Origin of the sequence: Oceaniglobus indicus, from assembly GCF_002751875.1 — a bacterium.
Lineage (GTDB): Bacteria > Pseudomonadota > Alphaproteobacteria > Rhodobacterales > Rhodobacteraceae > Oceaniglobus > Oceaniglobus indicus.
Map to the genome: position 1 here is coordinate 298,998 of NZ_NMZM01000003.1, position 16,576 is coordinate 315,573.

Annotated in this window: 13 protein-coding genes and 1 pseudogene; 3 read left to right on the forward strand and 11 right to left on the reverse strand. The window is 63.9% G+C overall.

The annotated features are described in order from the left end of the window. Window positions 1–158: 158 nt before the first annotated feature. Complete coding sequence (locus tag CFP68_RS06490; protein WP_099826018.1) at window positions 159–1,523, reverse strand: calcium-binding protein; 1,365 nt, start codon at window positions 1,521–1,523, stop codon at window positions 159–161. Between the two features lie 337 nt (window positions 1,524–1,860). On the opposite strand from CFP68_RS06490, the gene rpsO reads away from it, so the two are divergent. Then, complete coding sequence (rpsO, locus tag CFP68_RS06495; RefSeq protein WP_099826221.1) at window positions 1,861–2,130, forward strand: 30S ribosomal protein S15; 270 nt, start codon at window positions 1,861–1,863, stop codon at window positions 2,128–2,130. Window positions 2,131–2,205: 75 nt separating this feature from the next. Here rpsO and CFP68_RS06500 read toward each other — a convergent pair whose 3' ends face one another. Continuing rightward, entirely contained in the window at window positions 2,206–2,982 is a 777-nt protein-coding gene (locus CFP68_RS06500; RefSeq protein ID WP_099826019.1) for an SDR family NAD(P)-dependent oxidoreductase, read from the reverse strand. A 240-nt stretch (window positions 2,983–3,222) separates the two neighbouring features. Between CFP68_RS06500 and pnp the strand changes: the two genes are divergently transcribed. Further along, window positions 3,223–5,355 (forward strand): polyribonucleotide nucleotidyltransferase, encoded by a 2,133-nt coding sequence (pnp, locus tag CFP68_RS06505; protein ID WP_099826020.1) that lies wholly within the window; start codon window positions 3,223–3,225, stop codon window positions 5,353–5,355. A 207-nt stretch (window positions 5,356–5,562) separates the two neighbouring features. Here the strand turns inward: pnp and CFP68_RS06510 are convergent, their stop codons facing one another. Both CFP68_RS06510 and CFP68_RS06515 read right to left on the reverse strand, forming a co-directional pair. Beyond that, window positions 5,563–6,630 carry a pyridoxal-phosphate dependent enzyme gene (locus CFP68_RS06510; protein WP_099826022.1) on the reverse strand — a complete coding sequence of 356 codons (1,068 nt, stop codon included), beginning with the start codon at window positions 6,628–6,630 and terminating at the stop codon, window positions 5,563–5,565. A gap of 37 nt (window positions 6,631–6,667) precedes the next feature. After that, window positions 6,668–7,321, reverse strand: a complete 654-nt coding sequence (locus tag CFP68_RS06515; RefSeq protein ID WP_099826024.1) for a DUF2848 domain-containing protein — start codon at window positions 7,319–7,321, stop codon at window positions 6,668–6,670. A gap of 220 nt (window positions 7,322–7,541) precedes the next feature. On the opposite strand from CFP68_RS06515, the gene CFP68_RS06520 reads away from it, so the two are divergent. Further along, the gene (locus CFP68_RS06520) at window positions 7,542–9,752 is read left to right on the forward strand and encodes a calcium-binding protein (protein ID WP_099826026.1); all 2,211 of its coding nucleotides are present in this window, start codon (window positions 7,542–7,544) and stop codon (window positions 9,750–9,752) included. Window positions 9,753–10,179: 427 nt separating this feature from the next. On the opposite strand, the pseudogene CFP68_RS18410 reads toward CFP68_RS06520, so the two are convergent. The 7 genes and pseudogenes from CFP68_RS18410 to secY form a co-directional block, all read right to left on the reverse strand. After that, window positions 10,180–11,499, reverse strand: a pseudogene (locus tag CFP68_RS18410) (integrase core domain-containing protein). Between the two features lie 378 nt (window positions 11,500–11,877). Continuing rightward, window positions 11,878–12,282, reverse strand: coding sequence for a 50S ribosomal protein L17 (gene rplQ / locus CFP68_RS06535; protein WP_099826031.1), 405 nt, complete (start codon window positions 12,280–12,282; stop codon window positions 11,878–11,880). Between the two features lie 118 nt (window positions 12,283–12,400). Next, window positions 12,401–13,417, reverse strand: coding sequence for a DNA-directed RNA polymerase subunit alpha (locus CFP68_RS06540; protein ID WP_099826033.1), 1,017 nt, complete (start codon window positions 13,415–13,417; stop codon window positions 12,401–12,403). A 115-nt stretch (window positions 13,418–13,532) separates the two neighbouring features. Then, the gene (gene rpsK / locus CFP68_RS06545) at window positions 13,533–13,919 is read right to left on the reverse strand and encodes a 30S ribosomal protein S11 (RefSeq protein ID WP_099826036.1); all 387 of its coding nucleotides are present in this window, start codon (window positions 13,917–13,919) and stop codon (window positions 13,533–13,535) included. Between the two features lie 15 nt (window positions 13,920–13,934). After that, a complete protein-coding gene (gene rpsM / locus CFP68_RS06550) occupies window positions 13,935–14,303 on the reverse strand; it encodes a 30S ribosomal protein S13 (RefSeq protein WP_099826039.1) in 369 nt (122 codons plus the stop codon). Window positions 14,304–14,495: 192 nt separating this feature from the next. Further along, window positions 14,496–15,140: an adenylate kinase gene (locus CFP68_RS06555; RefSeq protein WP_099826042.1), complete on the reverse strand. Its 645-nt coding sequence runs from the start codon at window positions 15,138–15,140 to the stop codon at window positions 14,496–14,498. Beyond that, a complete protein-coding gene (gene secY, locus CFP68_RS06560) occupies window positions 15,137–16,492 on the reverse strand; it encodes a preprotein translocase subunit SecY (protein ID WP_099826045.1) in 1,356 nt (451 codons plus the stop codon). The genes CFP68_RS06555 and secY overlap by 4 nt, the downstream gene beginning before the upstream one ends. Window positions 16,493–16,576 lie beyond the last annotated feature (84 nt).

Genomic DNA, 16,576 nt, shown 5'->3' on the forward strand with positions numbered 1-16,576 from the left:
TGTTGCCAACCAGTGTTACACTGGCCGGGTTGACCGCCCGTGTCGAAAAAACAATGCATTTGAGGTTAATGGTCGCGACAGCCCATGGCCGCACCCCTTCTTTCGCGAACGACAACGGCCGCCCGAAAGCGGCCGTCGCGATGCATCGGCGATCGGGATCAGCTGGGCGCGATCACGCCACCGCCAACGGTATCCTCGCCCTCCTCCGGCTGTTCGGGGGCCGGGGGCGGCGTATCGTCCACGACCTCGACGGTGCTTGCGTCGGTATAGGTTTGTTCGACCAGGGTGATGTCGTCCGGTGTCAGATCGGGCGCGTTCGCAACGGTCATCACGGTGACGCCATCCAGCGCGACAATGGCGTCGGTGCTATCTTCGGCATAGGTCACGGTGACGACGGCATCGGGCGACAGCACCGGGTCATAGGCCACGACCAGCGCATCCTCGTCCGGGTCATAGTCCGAGATCACCGGCGCGTTGTCCTCGACCGTTGCCCATGTGCCACCGATGAAGGTGTCGGCCCCCGCGCCACCGGTCACGGTGTCGCCCTGTCCGGCATAGATAATGTCATCGCCTTCGCCGCCGTCAATGCTGTCGCCAGCATCGGCATCGGCGGTCGGCGCGATCAGGTCGATTCCTTCGGCCGGCGCGGTTCCGACGATCACGTCGTCGCCGGCGCCGCCCATCAGGGTATCGGCCCCCAGACCGCCGAACACCGTGTCGTCATCCTGGTTGCCGCGCACCATGTCGTCGCCGGCCCCGCCCGACACCAGATCATCGCCGAACCCGCCTTCGAGCGCATCGTCACCGATGCCGCCGTCCATGGTATCGTCACCGACCTCGCCAAAAAGGCTGTCGTCGCCGGCATCGCCGGTCATCAGGTCGTCGGAGATACCGCCGCGCATGGTATCGTCGCCGTTACCGCCGGACATCGTGTCGTCGCCGACCCCGAAGACGGTATCCTCGCCCACGTCGCCGACCATCGAATCGTCGCCGCCACCGCCGCTCATCAGGTCGCCGTTGCCACCGCCCAGGATGGTATCGGCGCCGCCGCCCCCGGACATGGTGTCGGTCCCTTCGCCCCCCGACAGCAGGTCGGCGCCCGCGCCACCCGAAATGTCGTCGCGGTTGTCGCCGCCGTCGATGGTATCGGACCCGCCGCCGCCGATCATGGTGTCGGCATTGTTGCGACCTTCCATCAGGTCCGACCCCTTGCCGCCGCGCATCAGGTCGTCGTCGGTGCCACCGAACATCGTATCGTCGCCATTGCCGCCGCGCAGCTCGTCATCGCCCGCTTCGCCGAACAGCAGGTCACGCCCGGCGCCGCCCCGCAGGGTGTCGTCGCCATCGCCGCCGCTGAGGGTGTCGTCGCCGCCGAATCCCTGAAGAAGATCATCGCCGTCGCCGCCGGTCAGAACCTGATCGCCCTCCGGCGAGGCCGCCGTTTCGTTATCGTCATCGTCCGAAAAGGCGTCGACGACGAAACCGATCGCCAGAACCCCGAAGACGGCTGCCAGAATAAGCATGTTCAAAACTCCTCAAATCCGGCGCAACTGCACCGCCACCCCAACGAAAGTTGGCATAGAGGCCTTGAAAGTAAAGGAATTTGCCGATTTGCGGCGGATTTATGGCGAATTGAGGGCAGCTTGGAAACAATGCCCGACCGTCAACGGGATTGCGCGGTTGAGCCGCAACACGAGGTCACAATTCACGGCTGAAGCGGGGAATCGCTCAAACCGCTTTCCAAGCCGGGCGATATGATCTAAGCACCCGCAGTCGCGATATCGCGGCCAATCTCCAAGGGCCTTGCTGGACGACATCCCGGCCTGCGCCATCACACCAACCACCGTAAAGGAGACCCCGATGTCGATCACGCCCGAAGAAAAGACCCGCCTGATGAAGGAATTCGCGACCAAGGAAGGCGACACCGGTTCGCCCGAAGTCCAGGTTGCGATCCTCACGTCGCGCATTTCCACGCTGACCGAACATTTCAAGAGCCACAAGAAGGACAACCACTCGCGTCGTGGCCTTCTGATGATGGTCGCCCAGCGCCGCAAGCTGCTGGACTACACCAAGAACAAGGACGAGGCCCGGTATCAGGACCTGATCAAGCGTCTGGGCATCCGCCGCTGACGCCAGCCCGCCGCAACGATCCGACGCCCGCGCCCCAGTGCGCGGGCGTTTTGCGTTCCAGACCGGCGCCGTGCGTCATTTCCGCTGCATCCCGGCAATCACCCGCAGCACCGTGCGCCGGGGCAGAAGCGGGATGATCCAGCCGATGGCGACCGACAGAAGCGTTTCGTTGAACGCCACCAGCCGGCCGCGCAGCATCGCGCTGTAGCCGCAGCGCGCAACGGCCGCCGGGGTCGCACCGCCGCCCGCGACCAGCTTCGTGCCGTCCAGGTTCGCGGCCTTGGCAAACCCGGTTTCGACATATCCCGGCGCCAGCACGGTGCAGGTCACCCCTTTTTCGCGCAACTCTTCATCCACCGCCTGGCTGAACGATTGCACAAAGGCCTTGGTGGCGAAATAGACCGCCTGGTATGGCCCCGGCATGAACCCCGCACTCGATCCGACGTTCAGGATCCGGCCCTTGCCGTGCCGGGCCATGTCGGCGCCGAACAGCCGCGTCAGCGCGACCGGCGCCTTGACGTTCAGGTCGATCATGGCGTGTTCATCGGCCAGATCGCGTTCGGTATGCAGGCCCTGCCCGCCGAACCCCGCATTGTTGATCAGGATATCGACCGTCAGCCCCGCGGCGACGATCCGGTCATACAGATCCCGCGCGCCGCCCTCTGCCGCCAGGTCCAGTGCAAACACGTGGACGGTCACGCCGTGCTTTGCCTCGATTTCCGCCTTCAGATCCGCCAGCGCCGCTTCGTTGCGGGCCGTCACGATGACGTCCCCGCCGCGTTTGGCATGCAGACGGGCGAATTCGCGTCCGATCCCCGACGATGCCCCTGTGACGAGCGCGGTGTTGGCCATGGTGCAGGTGCCCCCTGAATGTTGCGAATCGGGCAATAATGGAAAGGTCATGGGGCAAGTCAACCGACCGCGACCCCGAATCGGTCACGATCACGCGGCTTCCATTCCGCCGCGAAACCTTGTAGGGGCTGCCAATCTGAATGCCGGCGCCCGGACTCCAGCGCCTGACATAGAAGATACCGGAGTCAGGGGGAATACGCCCCCTACGCAATGGCCCGCGGGCCGACTTGAGGAACACCGATGTTCAACGTTACACGAAAAGAAATGCAGTGGGGGGAAGAGACCCTCACCCTGGAAACCGGCAAGATCGCCCGTCAGGCCGACGGATGCGTCATTGCCACGCTGGGCGACACCAGCGTCATGGCGGCCGTCACCTTTGCCAAGACCCAGAAGCCGGGGCAGGATTTCTTCCCGCTGACCGTGCACTACAACGAGAAATATTATGCGGCCGGCAAGGTGCCCGGCGGCTTCTTCAAGCGTGAGGCCCGCCCCACCGAGAAGGAAACCCTGACCAGCCGCCTGATCGACCGTCCGATCCGCCCGCTGTTCGTCCCCGGTTTCAAGAACGAAGTGCTGGTGATCTGCACCGTGCTGAGCCATGACCTGGTCAACGATCCCGACATGGTCGCGATGATCGCAGCTTCGGCCGCGCTGACCATTTCGGGCGCCCCCTTCATGGGCCCGATCGCCGCCTGTCGCGTCGGTTTCGTCAATGGCGACTACGTCCTGAACCCCGAAATCGACGACATGCACAACCTCAAGCTCAACCCCGAGCAGCGGTTGGACCTGGTCGTCGCGGGCACGAAGGACGCCGTGATGATGGTCGAATCCGAGGCTTACGAGCTGACCGAGGCGGAAATGCTGGGCGCGGTGAAGTTTGCGCACACCCAGATCCAGCCGGTGATCGACCTGATCATCGACCTGGCCGAAGACTGTGCGAAAGAGCCGTTCGATTTCCAGCCCGCCGATTACTCGGCGCTGTATGACGCCGTGAAGGCCGCCGGCGAAGACGAGATGCGCAAGGCATTCGCGATCACCGACAAGCAGGACCGCACGACCGCCGTGGCGAACGCCCGCCAGTCGATCAAGGACAAGCTGAACGAAGAGCAGCTGGCCGATGAAAACCTCGGCTCGGCCCTGAAGAAGCTGGAATCCTCGATCCTGCGCGGCGATGTCGTGAAAACCGGCAAGCGGATCGACGGGCGCGACACGACCACCGTGCGTCCCATCGTGGCCGAAACCGGCCTGCTGCCGCGCACCCATGGGTCGGCCCTGTTCACCCGTGGCGAAACCCAGGGCCTGGTCATCACGACCCTGGGCACCGGCGACGACGAACAGATGATCGACGCGCTGCACGGCACCTACAAGTCGAACTTCCTGCTGCACTACAACTTCCCCCCCTATTCGGTGGGCGAAGTCGGGCGTTTCGGCCCTCCGGGACGGCGCGAAGTGGGCCACGGCAAGCTGGCGTGGCGTGCGTTGCAGGCGGTTCTGCCGGCCGCGACCGATTTCCCCTATACCATCCGCGTGGTGTCCGAGATCACGGAATCCAACGGCTCGTCGTCCATGGCATCGGTCTGCGGCGGGTCGCTGTCGATGATGGATGCCGGCGTGCCCCTGAAGGCGCCCGTCGCCGGTGTGGCCATGGGCCTGATCCTGGAAGACGACGGCAGCTATGCCATCCTGACCGACATCCTGGGTGACGAAGACCACCTGGGCGACATGGATTTCAAGGTCGCGGGCACGGAAAACGGCATCACGTCGCTGCAGATGGACATCAAGGTGGCGGGCATCACGCCCGACATCATGGAAAAGGCTCTGGCGCAGGCGAAAGACGGCCGGATCCACATCCTGGGCGAAATGAACAAGGCGCTGTCCGGCGCCGCGGCCTTCTCGGCCTATGCGCCCAAGATCGAGACGATGCAGGTGCCCACCGACAAGATCCGCGAAGTCATCGGATCGGGCGGCAAGGTCATCCGCGAGATCGTGGAAGTGTCGGGCGCCAAGGTCGACATCAACGACGACGGCATCATCAAGATCGCATCGGCCGACGCCGACGCCATCAAGAAGGCCTATGACATGATCTATTCGATCGTGGCCGAGCCGGAAGAAGGCAAGGTTTACAAGGGCACGGTCGTCAAGCTGGTCGATTTTGGCGCCTTCGTGAACTTCTTCGGCAAGCGTGACGGCCTGGTTCATGTATCGCAGATCGAGAACCGCCGCCTGAACCATCCTTCGGACGTGTTGAAGGAAGGCCAGGAAGTCTGGGTCAAGCTTCTGGGCTTCGACGATCGCGGCAAGGTCCGTCTGTCGATGAAGATCGTGAACCAGGAAACCGGCGAAGAGATCGCGGCAGACGCCGCGGCCGACTGAGCGGTTTCAGACCGGCCCCCGGCAGTTTCGCCCGGGGTCCGGCGACAAGACAAGAACACCTGTCGGGGATGCCCGGGCAGGTGTTTTCTTGTCTGGAGGCGGGCTGGCGGGCATCTGCAGGTGGCGCGCAACCGCTATTGCGTCATTCCACACCGCCAACGCCTTTGGTGGGGTGGTCGTGCAGGGGTCAGGCGCCCGCAACGCGCCTTACGCGCCTTCGCTGAGGATACACAGCACGCGGGAACGGTCGGTCAACCCGACGATGTCGCGCGCGCGCTGCGCGGCGTTGCCGCCCTGACCCAGCAGCCGCAAGGCCGCCAGTCCGGCGCCACCCGACGGCGACGTGGCGAAGCCCGCCTTGGCCAGGGGGGTCATGGCGTCTGTCACTTCGGCTTCCGAGATCGTCAGGAAGCTGTCGGCATCGCGTGCCAGACCGGCCAGCGCGATCAGCGATGGTGCCTTGCAGTCCAGCCGCCCCATGCACGACACCGCGCCCGTGGTTTCGAGCAGGCGACCGGCACGCACGCTTTCGATCAACGCCGGTGCCAGGTCCGGTTCGACCACCGCGATATGCGGTGCAGCGCCCCAAATCCGGCGCGCATGGGCCGCCACCGCCGCCGCCATGCCGCCCACCCCCGCCTGAAGGAAGATATGCGTCGGCACTTGCGGGATCTGTGCTGCGATCTCGTCGGACAGGATCAGATAGCCTTCCATCAGGCGATGCGGCAGATCGATGTATCCGGCCCATGAACTGTCGGACAGCAGGGTCCAGCCATTTTCCGCCGCGGCCGCTTCGGCCGCCACCATGCTGGCGGCATAATCGGCGCCTGCCCGCACCACCTCGGCGCCCTGATCGGCAAGACGGGCGGCAAAGGCTTCGGGCACCGTATGGGCGATGTAGACCACCGCACGCGCCCCGAACACGCGGGCACCGGCCGCCACCGACAGGCCGTGGTTGCCGGCGCTTGCGGTGACGAACGTACGTCCGGGCAACGCGCCGCCCGCCGCGTCCGCGAGATGGGCAATGACGTAGGCGGCTCCGAGGGCCTTGAAACTGCCCAACCCCATGCGGCCGCGTTCATCCTTGATCCACAGATGCGCCAGACCGGCATCGCGGGCCAGGTCCGGCGCGTCAGACAGCGGTGTTTCCGCGGCCTTGGGACACTTGGCAAGCAGGGCGCGCGGCACCCGGGGATCGTCGGCCGGAAACGGCGCATCGTCCAAGGCATCCCGGGGCAGGCCCCTGCCGCGCCACGGATTCGCAAAGGCTTCCATCGTGCCACTCCGTTGCTGGTTTTGTGGCGCGCGCCGCTCAGGTGACGATCGGAAGGGCGCGTGCCTCGTATGAGAACGAGATCGCCGCGTCCCGTTCAGGATCTTTCATCTCGGCCTTGAACCGGGCCGCGGCGCGCACGCTGCCGATGGCGCTGAACGTGCCGCACAGCATGGCACCGCCGTCGTCAAGCGGCGCCTGCGCCAACAGGTCGGCAAGGGGCCGGATCATCGCCAGTGTCCCCTGCTGATAAAGCACCCACTGCCCGTCCTCTTCGATCCACGCGCGGATCGCGATGTCGTCCAGCCGGTCACGCACGCTGTCATAGGACCAGAGGCGGCGCGCGCAAGGTTTCGGACAGGCCTGTTTCGATGCGGCGACCGAATGGGTTTCCAGCTGCCGGTCGGTGTGATCCGACCCCAACCCCAGCCACAGCGTGCCCCGGTGACGGATCAACACCGGCTCGGCCTCACCCGAGGTGTCGGGCCCCAGAACATCGATTTCGGTGGCCGTGGTCAGCAAGCCGCGCGACGTGCGATAGAACAGCGGAACCTGCGACGGGGGTGCGACGCCGATGGCGGCCAGTTCGTCGATGTGATGCTGGACGGCGGCGGTGTCGCGCCCGGTCCACCCGGCGACGATCAGGTCGGTGATTTCGATATCGACGGGGCCGGTGTCAGTCTGGAATTGCATGGGTATCCTGCCTTTGATCACCCAAGTGTGCGGCGTCACGTGCCGTCTGTCCAGCATGTTCGCGCCGGATGCCCCGCCCCGCGCCACGGCGGTGATCAATCAGCAGAACTTTCTTAACTTTTTATCGCTCCGGCTGAAACTTTCGCCCGGATCGTGACTGTCCACATGCGCCCCTCGGGAGCAGGACGGCGGCAACAGAAAGCAAAGGTAGTAAATCGTCATGGCCCATCTTGATACATCCTATTCATCCTATGAGCTTTTCCTCAACCAGGCAGACGACATCTGGTCCGTCGATCTGGCGACACTCAACAACTCGGGCGTGAACGCCACCGCCCTTGTTGCGCTTTCGACCGAGGAGGACGGCAACCAATACCTCAATCTTTCGGTCTCGGCCCAAGGGTTCACCCCCAACCAGACCATGAACCAGCATATCCACGGCACGTTCGACGCATCCGGAGCACCGTCAAACGCGCGCGTGCCGACCCTGAATGACGACACCGACCAGGACGGTATGATCGAGGTGCTCGAGGGCGTCGCGAGCTATGGCGACATCCTGCTGTCGCTGACCGATGCCGACGGCGCAATGCCGGTTGCGGACAGCCGCGGCGAGGTGAACTTCATCCAGAGCTATCTTCTGACCGGTCAGAACTTCCAGAGCCCCGTCACCGGCAACGACTATTCCGTCGCGGATATCCTTCCGCTGGAACTGCGTGAGATCGTGCTGCATGGCGTGACCGTTCCCTCGGGCATCGGCGCCGGCACGGGTGGCGAAGTGGACGGCACCCAGAACGGGTTCGTCGGCATCCTGCCCGCCGCCGCCGGGCAGATCGAGAACGTCGATCTGGTACAGGCACTGGATGTCCTGGAAGACCAACGCGCCAATGCCAGCAACGTCACGGTGCTGACGGGTGGCGATGACCGGTTCACCGGCGGTCCGGGCGATGACACCAACTTTGGTGCCAATGGCGACGACACGCTTGCCGGCGCATCGGGCGACGACAGCATCCTGGGCGGTGTGGGCGACGACCTGCTGTTCGGTCAAAGCGGCAATGACACGCTGATGGGCGGACGCGGCGCCGATACGGCCGTTGCCGGCGATGGCGACGATATGGTCCTCGGCCTTAAGGGCAATGACATTCTGCGCGGCGGCAACGGTGACGACACCGTCGTCGGCGGCGACGGCGACGATGTCGGCTATGGTGGTCAGGGCGACGACCGGATGTTCGGCGAGGCCGGAAACGACACGCTTTACGGCCGCAACGGCGATGACGTGATCTATTCCGGCGTTGGCGATGACATGCTGTTCGCGGGCGACGGCAATGATTTCGTGGCTGGCGGCGCTGACGATGACATGATCAAGGGCGGTCGCGGTGACGACACCCTGCTGGGCGAAGACGGATCGGACCTCGTGTTGGGCCTGAACGGCGATGACATGCTGGAAGGTGGTGTCGGTCAGGATGTTCTGACCGGTGGCTCGGGCGACGACATCCTGAATGCGGGTCTGGACGACAACAATGCGGCCAACCCAGCCGATGCCGGCGCGTCGGGCGCGCTGACGTCCGCCGATTACGACAACACCTATGCGGGCGACGCGGGTGACGACGTGATCAACGGCGGCGACGGTGACGACATCATCACCGGCGATTCCGACAGCCGCGCGTCGGCCGCCACCGGTGAAACCTTCGATGCCACGGCCGATGGGTCCGACATCATCTTCGGCGGGGCGGGCAACGACGAGATCCACACCGGATCCTGGGCCGACAGCGACGACGGCTTCATGAACACCCATACCGGCATGGCAGACGACGAGGCCCATGGCGGTGACGGTGACGACATCCTGCGCGGCGCGGGCGGCAATGACCGTCTGTTCGGCGACGCCGGAGACGACAACATCGGCGGCGGCGCGGGCGATGACCTGATCGTCGGCGGCACCGGCGACGATACGCTGGCGGGCGATGATGGCGACGACATCTTCGGCGGTCTTGGCGGCAACGACATCCTGACCGGCGGCGCCGGCGCGGACGAGTTCCACTTCGACGCCGGAACCGGCACCGACCGGATCACCGACTTCACCCAGGGCGAGGACGTGATCTCGTTGCTGGACGATGGCGCCATCAGCTTCGCCAATTCGTCCGAGGATGCCACAACGCGCGGCGACAGCGATCTGTCCGCGATGGACTTCGACACGATCATGATGCTCAGCGATCTGGCCGCGGCCAACGATCAGCAGGTCGTGTATTCCAACGGCGGCAGTGCCGAACTGCAATCCGGAACCGGCGCCGCGGTCGAAGCCTATATCGCGGCCAGCAACGGCACCGACAGCTTCGTCTACTACGATGCGGACTGGTCCGATGCCGCGGGTCGCGAACTGATCACCACCATCGACAGCCTGTCGACCGCGATGACGGTGTCGGACTTCGACGTCTACTGAAGGCCGGCCCTACCAGAACGCGATTTCGGCCCGGATTCTCTCCGGGCCGAATTCATTTCTGCCAAGGACGGCGGCGATAGCAGGCCGTCACACTCCTGCGGCCTGCCATTCCGACAGGGCGTGCCTAGACCAAATCGTCGCCGAGCACCGCCTGTGACTGATGAAATCCGTGGTCTCGAACGTTCCGCAAATGGGGGATGGTCTGATCTATGAACGAAACGTCACCGTTCGTGCTGACGAGCACTCCGTCAAACTTGCGCCCCCCGAACGGGAAACCGTTTTCAAAAACCTTTTCGGTACCGAACTGTCCTGTATTACCACCGTCTTGGGACATCAGGCTTCCCACATGAATCAAAGCTGTTGGGACTGGGTATGGAAATCTTCAATAAAGACTTGGGAGCTGACCTGCTCCCCCAAGAGTCCGCTTTCATGAGTTAGCTCTGTTCAGTGTTTGGTCTTCTTCTGACCGTTGGTGATACTGCCGCAGGGTGAGCCCGTCGAGGCCCGAATGGGGGCGGTGGTGACTGTAGTCGTCGAACCACGCGGCAATCAATCCAAGGACGGTGGCGGCGTCTGGCAGCGGCGTGACGTTCACGTAGTCCCGCTTGAGCGTCTTCACCAAAGCCTCCGAGATGCCATTGCCCTGCGGGCTTTTCACCGGAGTGAAGCAGGGGTTCAGGCCGCGCTGGCGGGCGAAGATGCGGGTGTCCTTGGCGAGGCAGGGCGAGCCATTGTCGCCGAGCATCTCGACCTGGTGCGGCGCGCGGTGGCCGCCGAACCGCGCCTCCACCGCCGCCAGTATCATGTCGCGCACGTCCGAGCCGCTGATGCCTGCGTCAGCCACGGCGTGCCGGGCGATGATCTCGCGGTCATTCGCCATTGTGCTTGAACCAATGGCGCACAAATGGCTCATCGTCGATGATGAACGCGCTGCGCACGATGTCGCCGTTCCAGCATGTGAACCGCTGACCGGCAGGCGATGTTTGCATCGCCGAGAGGGCCGAAGCCGTCGGAGCATTGGCCAGTGAGGCGCCACTGGTTCGCGTCCACTGGCGAACGCAGGTTCGATCGCATGGTCGCGACCTTGCCGTTGTGGGCGCGATCGGACCGTTCGCTGTAGCGGCGCGCCAGCAGCAGGTTCTGGGCCCGCATGATGCGGTAGACGCGCTTGTGGTTTACGGGCGATGCGCCGGTGGCACGCAACGGCCGGTTCAGGATGGCCGTGATGCGACGATATCCGAGGTCGCGCCGCCACCAGCGCGGTGATCAGCGACACCACGTTCACGGCGCCCTTTGGCCTGCGGCCAGCGCCCCTCACCGTCTTGCGCTTTATGATAGCGCCGACGCGGCTTCGCGCTTCCCGTCACGCGGGCGTGCAGGTTCGATCTGGAGACGCCCGCAGTTTCGGCCGCGATGTTCATCCAGCGCACGGCAGGGCATGCCTGCATGCCCGAGAGGGAGGAACCGTCCTCGGGCCGCGACTGTAATTGCCACGTCAGTTTCTTGAGCGTGACTTGTCGAGTGCTTCCTCGAGGATCTCGACCTCCAACGTCTTGCGCCCGAGCTGGCGCTCCAGTTCGCGAATGCGATCCTCCATCTGCCGGACGGCGCGATTGCTGGTGACGTCATCGTCTCCTGACACGGCCACGGCTCCTTCTTCCAGCATCAGACGCCGTCAACGATACAGCAGGTTCGGCGCGACACCATTACGGCGCGCAACGACCGAGATGCTGGCAGTCTCGCTCAAGGTTTAATTTGTTGGCATGCGGCGCGGGGGGGGGGGCTGCTGCTTCGGTGGGCGCGCTGCAGCGCAAGCGCCAAGCCCCGTTCACGTGCGCCGACAAAACGGACGTCTGTTGCGAGAGCCGCTTGGTGGATGTCGATGTTGGAACAGGGGCGCGGGAGGGCGCGGGCTCGATGTTTCAGGGCGGGATCGCCGCATTGAACACGGCTATTGCCCCAAGGTGCAAACGCGTGCACGCGCGACCGACAAGGCAGTCAACTCCCCCATGCGAACCGAGGGGACGTGACTGGCCAGCGGATGGCCAGATCACAGGTTATCGCGTCTGCCTGCGGTGCGAAAAGCCGTCGGGCCCGACGGTCGTTCCGCCCGAAGGCGCCGGTATCATTCCGCGTCTTCGCGGGCCCGGTCGGCGGCGCCCTTGGCGTCCGGATCGCGATCGACAAGCTCGATGATCGCCATCGGCGCCATGTCGCCATAGCGGAAACCGGCCTTTAGGACCCGGCAATATCCACCCTGACGCTCGGCATAGCGGGGTCCGAGGACGTCGAACAGCTTGGCGGCGTGCATGTCCTGCTTGAGCTGGGCGCGGGCCATGCGGCGGGCGTGGATATCGCCCCGCTTGCCCAGGGTGATCAGCTTGTCGATGATCCGCTTCAGCTCTTTCGCCTTGGGCAGGGTCGTCTTGATCTGCTCGTGCTCGATCAGCGATCCGGCCATGTTGGCGAACAGCGCCTTGCGGTGTTCGTGGGTGCGGTTCAGGCGGCGATAGCCCCGTGCGTGACGCATTTTCGTGTCTCCTACTTGTGCTTTGTACGGCGGTCAGATGCGTGTCTGCCGCTCTGTTGGGGCGGAATTGCCCGGGGTCGTCGTCGGGGCAGGCAGACCCTGCCCCGCGTGGATCAAATCAGAACTGGTCTTCGAACTTCTTCGCCAGATCCTCGATGTTTTCCGGCGGCCATTCCTCGACGTCCATGCCAAGGTGCAGACCCATACCCGACAGCACTTCCTTGATCTCGTTCAGGGACTTGCGGCCGAAGTTCGGCGTGCGCAGCATTTCGGCTTCGGTCTTCTGGATCAGGTCGCCGATATAGACGATGTTGTCGTTCTTGAGGCAGTTCGCCGAACGCACCGAAAGCTCCAGCTCGTCGACCTTCTTGAGCAGCAGCGGGTTGAATTCCAGACCATCGTCGTCGGAATCCGCGCGTGCGCTCTCGGGCTCGTCGAAGTTGACGAAGATCGACAGCTGGTCCTGAAGGATCCGCGCGGCATAGGCCACGGCATCATCCGGTGTGACCGAACCGTCGGTTTCCAGCTTCAGCGTCAGCTTGTCGTAGTCCAGCACCTGGCCTTCGCGGGTCGGCTGCACGTCATAGCTGACCTTCTTGACCGGCGAATAGATCGCGTCGATCGGCATCAGGCCGATGGGCGCGTCTTCGGGGCGGTTCTTGTCGGCCGACACGTAACCCTTGCCGGTATTGACGGTCAGTTCCATGAACAGGTCGGCGCCGTCGTCGAGGTGACAGATCACGTGATCCTTGTTCAGCACCTCGATGCCGTTGGATTCGGAAATGTCGCCGGCGGTGACGATCTGCGGCCCCTTGGCCGAGATCGAAACGCGCTTGGGCCCTTCTACTTCCATCTTGATCGCAACGCCCTTGAGGTTCAGAACGATGTCTGTAACATCCTCACGCACACCCGAGATCGACGAAAATTCGTGCAGCACGTTGTCGATCTGCACGCTCGTGATGGCCGCGCCCTGGAGCGAGCTCATCAGGATCCGGCGCAGCGCATTGCCCAGCGTCAGACCGAAACCGCGCTCGAGCGGTTCGGCGATCACGGTCGCCTGGCGCGCGCGGTCATTGCCCGGCTTCACCTCAAGCTGAGTCGGCTTGATCAGTTCAGCCCAATTCTTGTGGATCATGCGTATCTCCTCAATTCAAGTCTGCCGCCCATGTCCCCGGCGGCAGACACCCGAGGTTGAAATGACAACGCACAGGCCACGGGAATCCACGGCCTGCGCGATTGTTCGTGTCGGATCAGACCCGGCGGCGTTTCGGCGGACGGCAGCCGTTGTGCGCCATCGGGGTCACATCGCGGATCGAGGTGATGTTGAATCCGGCGGCGGCCAGCGCACGCAACGCGGATTCGCGACCCGAACCGGGGCCCTGCACTTCGACTTCCAGGGTGCGCACACCGTGTTCCTGGGCTTTCTTGCCCGCGTCCTCGGCGGCCATCTGGGCGGCGTAGGGCGTGGATTTCCGCGACCCCTTGAAGCCCATCGTGCCGGCGGACGACCACGAAATGGCGTTGCCCTGCACATCGGAAATCAGGATCTTGGTGTTGTTGAACGAGGAATTCACATGAGCAACGCCAGCGGCGATGTTCTTGGAGACCTTCCTTTTAACGCGACGATCACGTGCCATTTGTCAGGTCCTCCCTTATTTCTTCTTGCCGGCGATGGCTTTTGCGGGGCCCTTGCGCGTGCGCGCATTGGTGTGGGTCCGCTGGCCACGTACGGGCAGGTTGCGACGATGACGCAGGCCGCGATAGCAACCCAGGTCCATCAGACGCTTGATGTTCATCTGCGTCTCGCGGCGCAGGTCGCCTTCGACGGTCAGGTTCGCATCGATGTATTCGCGAATCGACAGGACTTCGGCGTCGGACAGTTCGTTGACGCGGCGCGACGGATCGATGTTGACCGCGTCGCAGATGGTCCGCGCGGCCGAGGGGCCGATACCGGTGATATAGGTGAGGGCGATTGGAACCCGCTTTGCAGTCGGGATATTGACGCCGGCAATACGTGCCAAGTTATGCTTCCTTTTCGTTGCGGTTCCGTAGTGCCGGAACCTTTTTTCACAACGCAAGCCCGAGGCGACGGTGGCCACGGGCTTTTGCCTGAATTTCGTTCGATGCGGCCGGGTGCGACCCGGATCAGCGATTCCCCGGTCGGGGATGGCGTGACTTATGAAACTTCGCGCCGGGGGTCAAGGGCCGCCGGCTTATTTGGCCAGGGCCCGGCCGATCGCCGCCGCCACTTCATCGATTTCGCCCAATCCGTTGACGGTGCGAAGATCGCCCTTGGCGTAGTAATACCCCAGAAGCGGCGAGGTCTTCTTGTAGTATTCCATCAGCCGCTGCTTCAGCGCATCTTCGTTGTCATCGGCGCGGCGGTTGAATTCGGTGTGACCGCAGACCGCGCATTTGCCGTCGGCGGGCTGCGGCTTGGTGATGTCGTTGTAGACCTCGCCGCAGTTCGCGCAGGTGGAGCGCGCCGTGATCCGCTGAACAAGCGCCTCGTCGTCGACCTGCATCTCGATCACGGCGTCCAGCGTGGTGTTGTGGCGTTTCAGCAGATCGCCCAGCGCATCCGCCTGGGCCAGGGTGCGCGGAAAGCCGTCGAAGATGAAACCGCCGTGGGTGTCGCCCTCAAGCTTTTCCTCGATCAGGCCGATCACGATGTCGTCGGTGACCAGTTCGCCGCGGTCCATCACTTCGGCGACGCGCTTGCCCATTTCGGTGCCGCTGGTGCGTGCCTCGCGCAGCATGTCACCGGTCGACAGCTGGATCATGTCGCGTTCTTCGACCAGCCGGCGCGCCTGGGTTCCCTTACCCGCCCCCGGTGGTCCGAGCAGAATGATGTTCATCTTCTCGCCGTTCCTTTCTTGCCGCGCCGCTTGCCGCGCAACTGCGATTTCTCGATCAGCCCCTCGTACTGGTGGGCCAGCAAATGCGATTGCACCTGTTGTATCGTGTCCATCGTGACGCTGACAACGATCAGGACCGACGTTCCCCCGAAGTAGAAGGGGATCGCGAACTGGGCGCGAAGAACCTCGGGCAACAGGCAGACGGCCGCCAGGTATCCCGAACCGAGAACCAGAAGCCGGCTCACGACATAGTCGAGATACTCCTGGGTCTTCTTGCCGGGACGGATGCCGGGAATGAAGCCGTTCTGATTGCGCAGGTTGTCGGCAACGTCATCTGTCTTGAACGCCACGTTCGCCGTGTAGAAATAGGTGAAGAACACGATCATCACCGTGAAGAACAGGAAATACAGCGGCTGTCCGGGGCCGAAATAGGCCAGCAGCGTGGACATGACCGGGCCGGTCGATTGCGTGTTGAACGCGGCCAGGGTGGTCGGCAACAGCAGCAGGGACGACGCGAAGATGGCCGGGATGACGCCCGCCGGGTTCACCTTGACCGGCAGATGCGACGATCCGCCGTCATAGACCTTCATGCCGACCTGGCGGCGCGGATACTGGATGTGGATCTTGCGCAGCGCGCGCTCCATGAACACCACGAAACCGATGACGACGATCACCATCAGGATCACACCGATGATCACCGCGGGGCTGATGGCGCCCGAACGGCCCGATGCGAAGAACTGTGCTAGGGCGGCCGGAACCTCGGCGATGATGCCTACGAAGATGATCAGCGAAATGCCGTTGCCGATGCCGCGCTGGGTGATCTGTTCGCCCAGCCACATCAGGAACATCGTGCCGCCGACCAGGGTGATGACGCAGGCCGCCTGGAAATACAGCCCCGGATCGGTGACAAGCCCGCCCGCCTCAAGCGACTTGGCAAGACCGAACGCCTGGAAGGTGGCCAGCAGGACCGTGCCGTAACGGGTATACTGGTTGATCTTCTTGCGGCCCTGTTCGCCCTCTTTCTTCAGCTGTTCCAGCTGCGGCACCATGGCCGTCATGAGCTGGACGATGATCGAGGCCGAGATATAGGGCATGATGCCCAGCGCGAAGATCCCCATGCGCGAGATTGCACCGCCGGTGAACATGTTCAGGATGCCACCGATACCGGTCGCCGCCTGGTCCATGAACTGGCGCAACTCGGCGCCATCGATCCCCGGCACCGGGATGTAGGTGCCAAGACGATAGACACAGAGAAGCCCGAGGGTGAAGAGGATTCGCGTCCGAAGCTCGGTCGCCTTGCCGAAGGCGCCCCAACTCATGTTCGCGGCCATCTGTTCGGCGGCTGATGCCATTACGTCGGTCCTTTTACTGTTCTGCGCGGCGGCCCGGTGCGGCGGCGCGCGGGGCACCTGCCGACGGGTCGCGGAAACACGGAC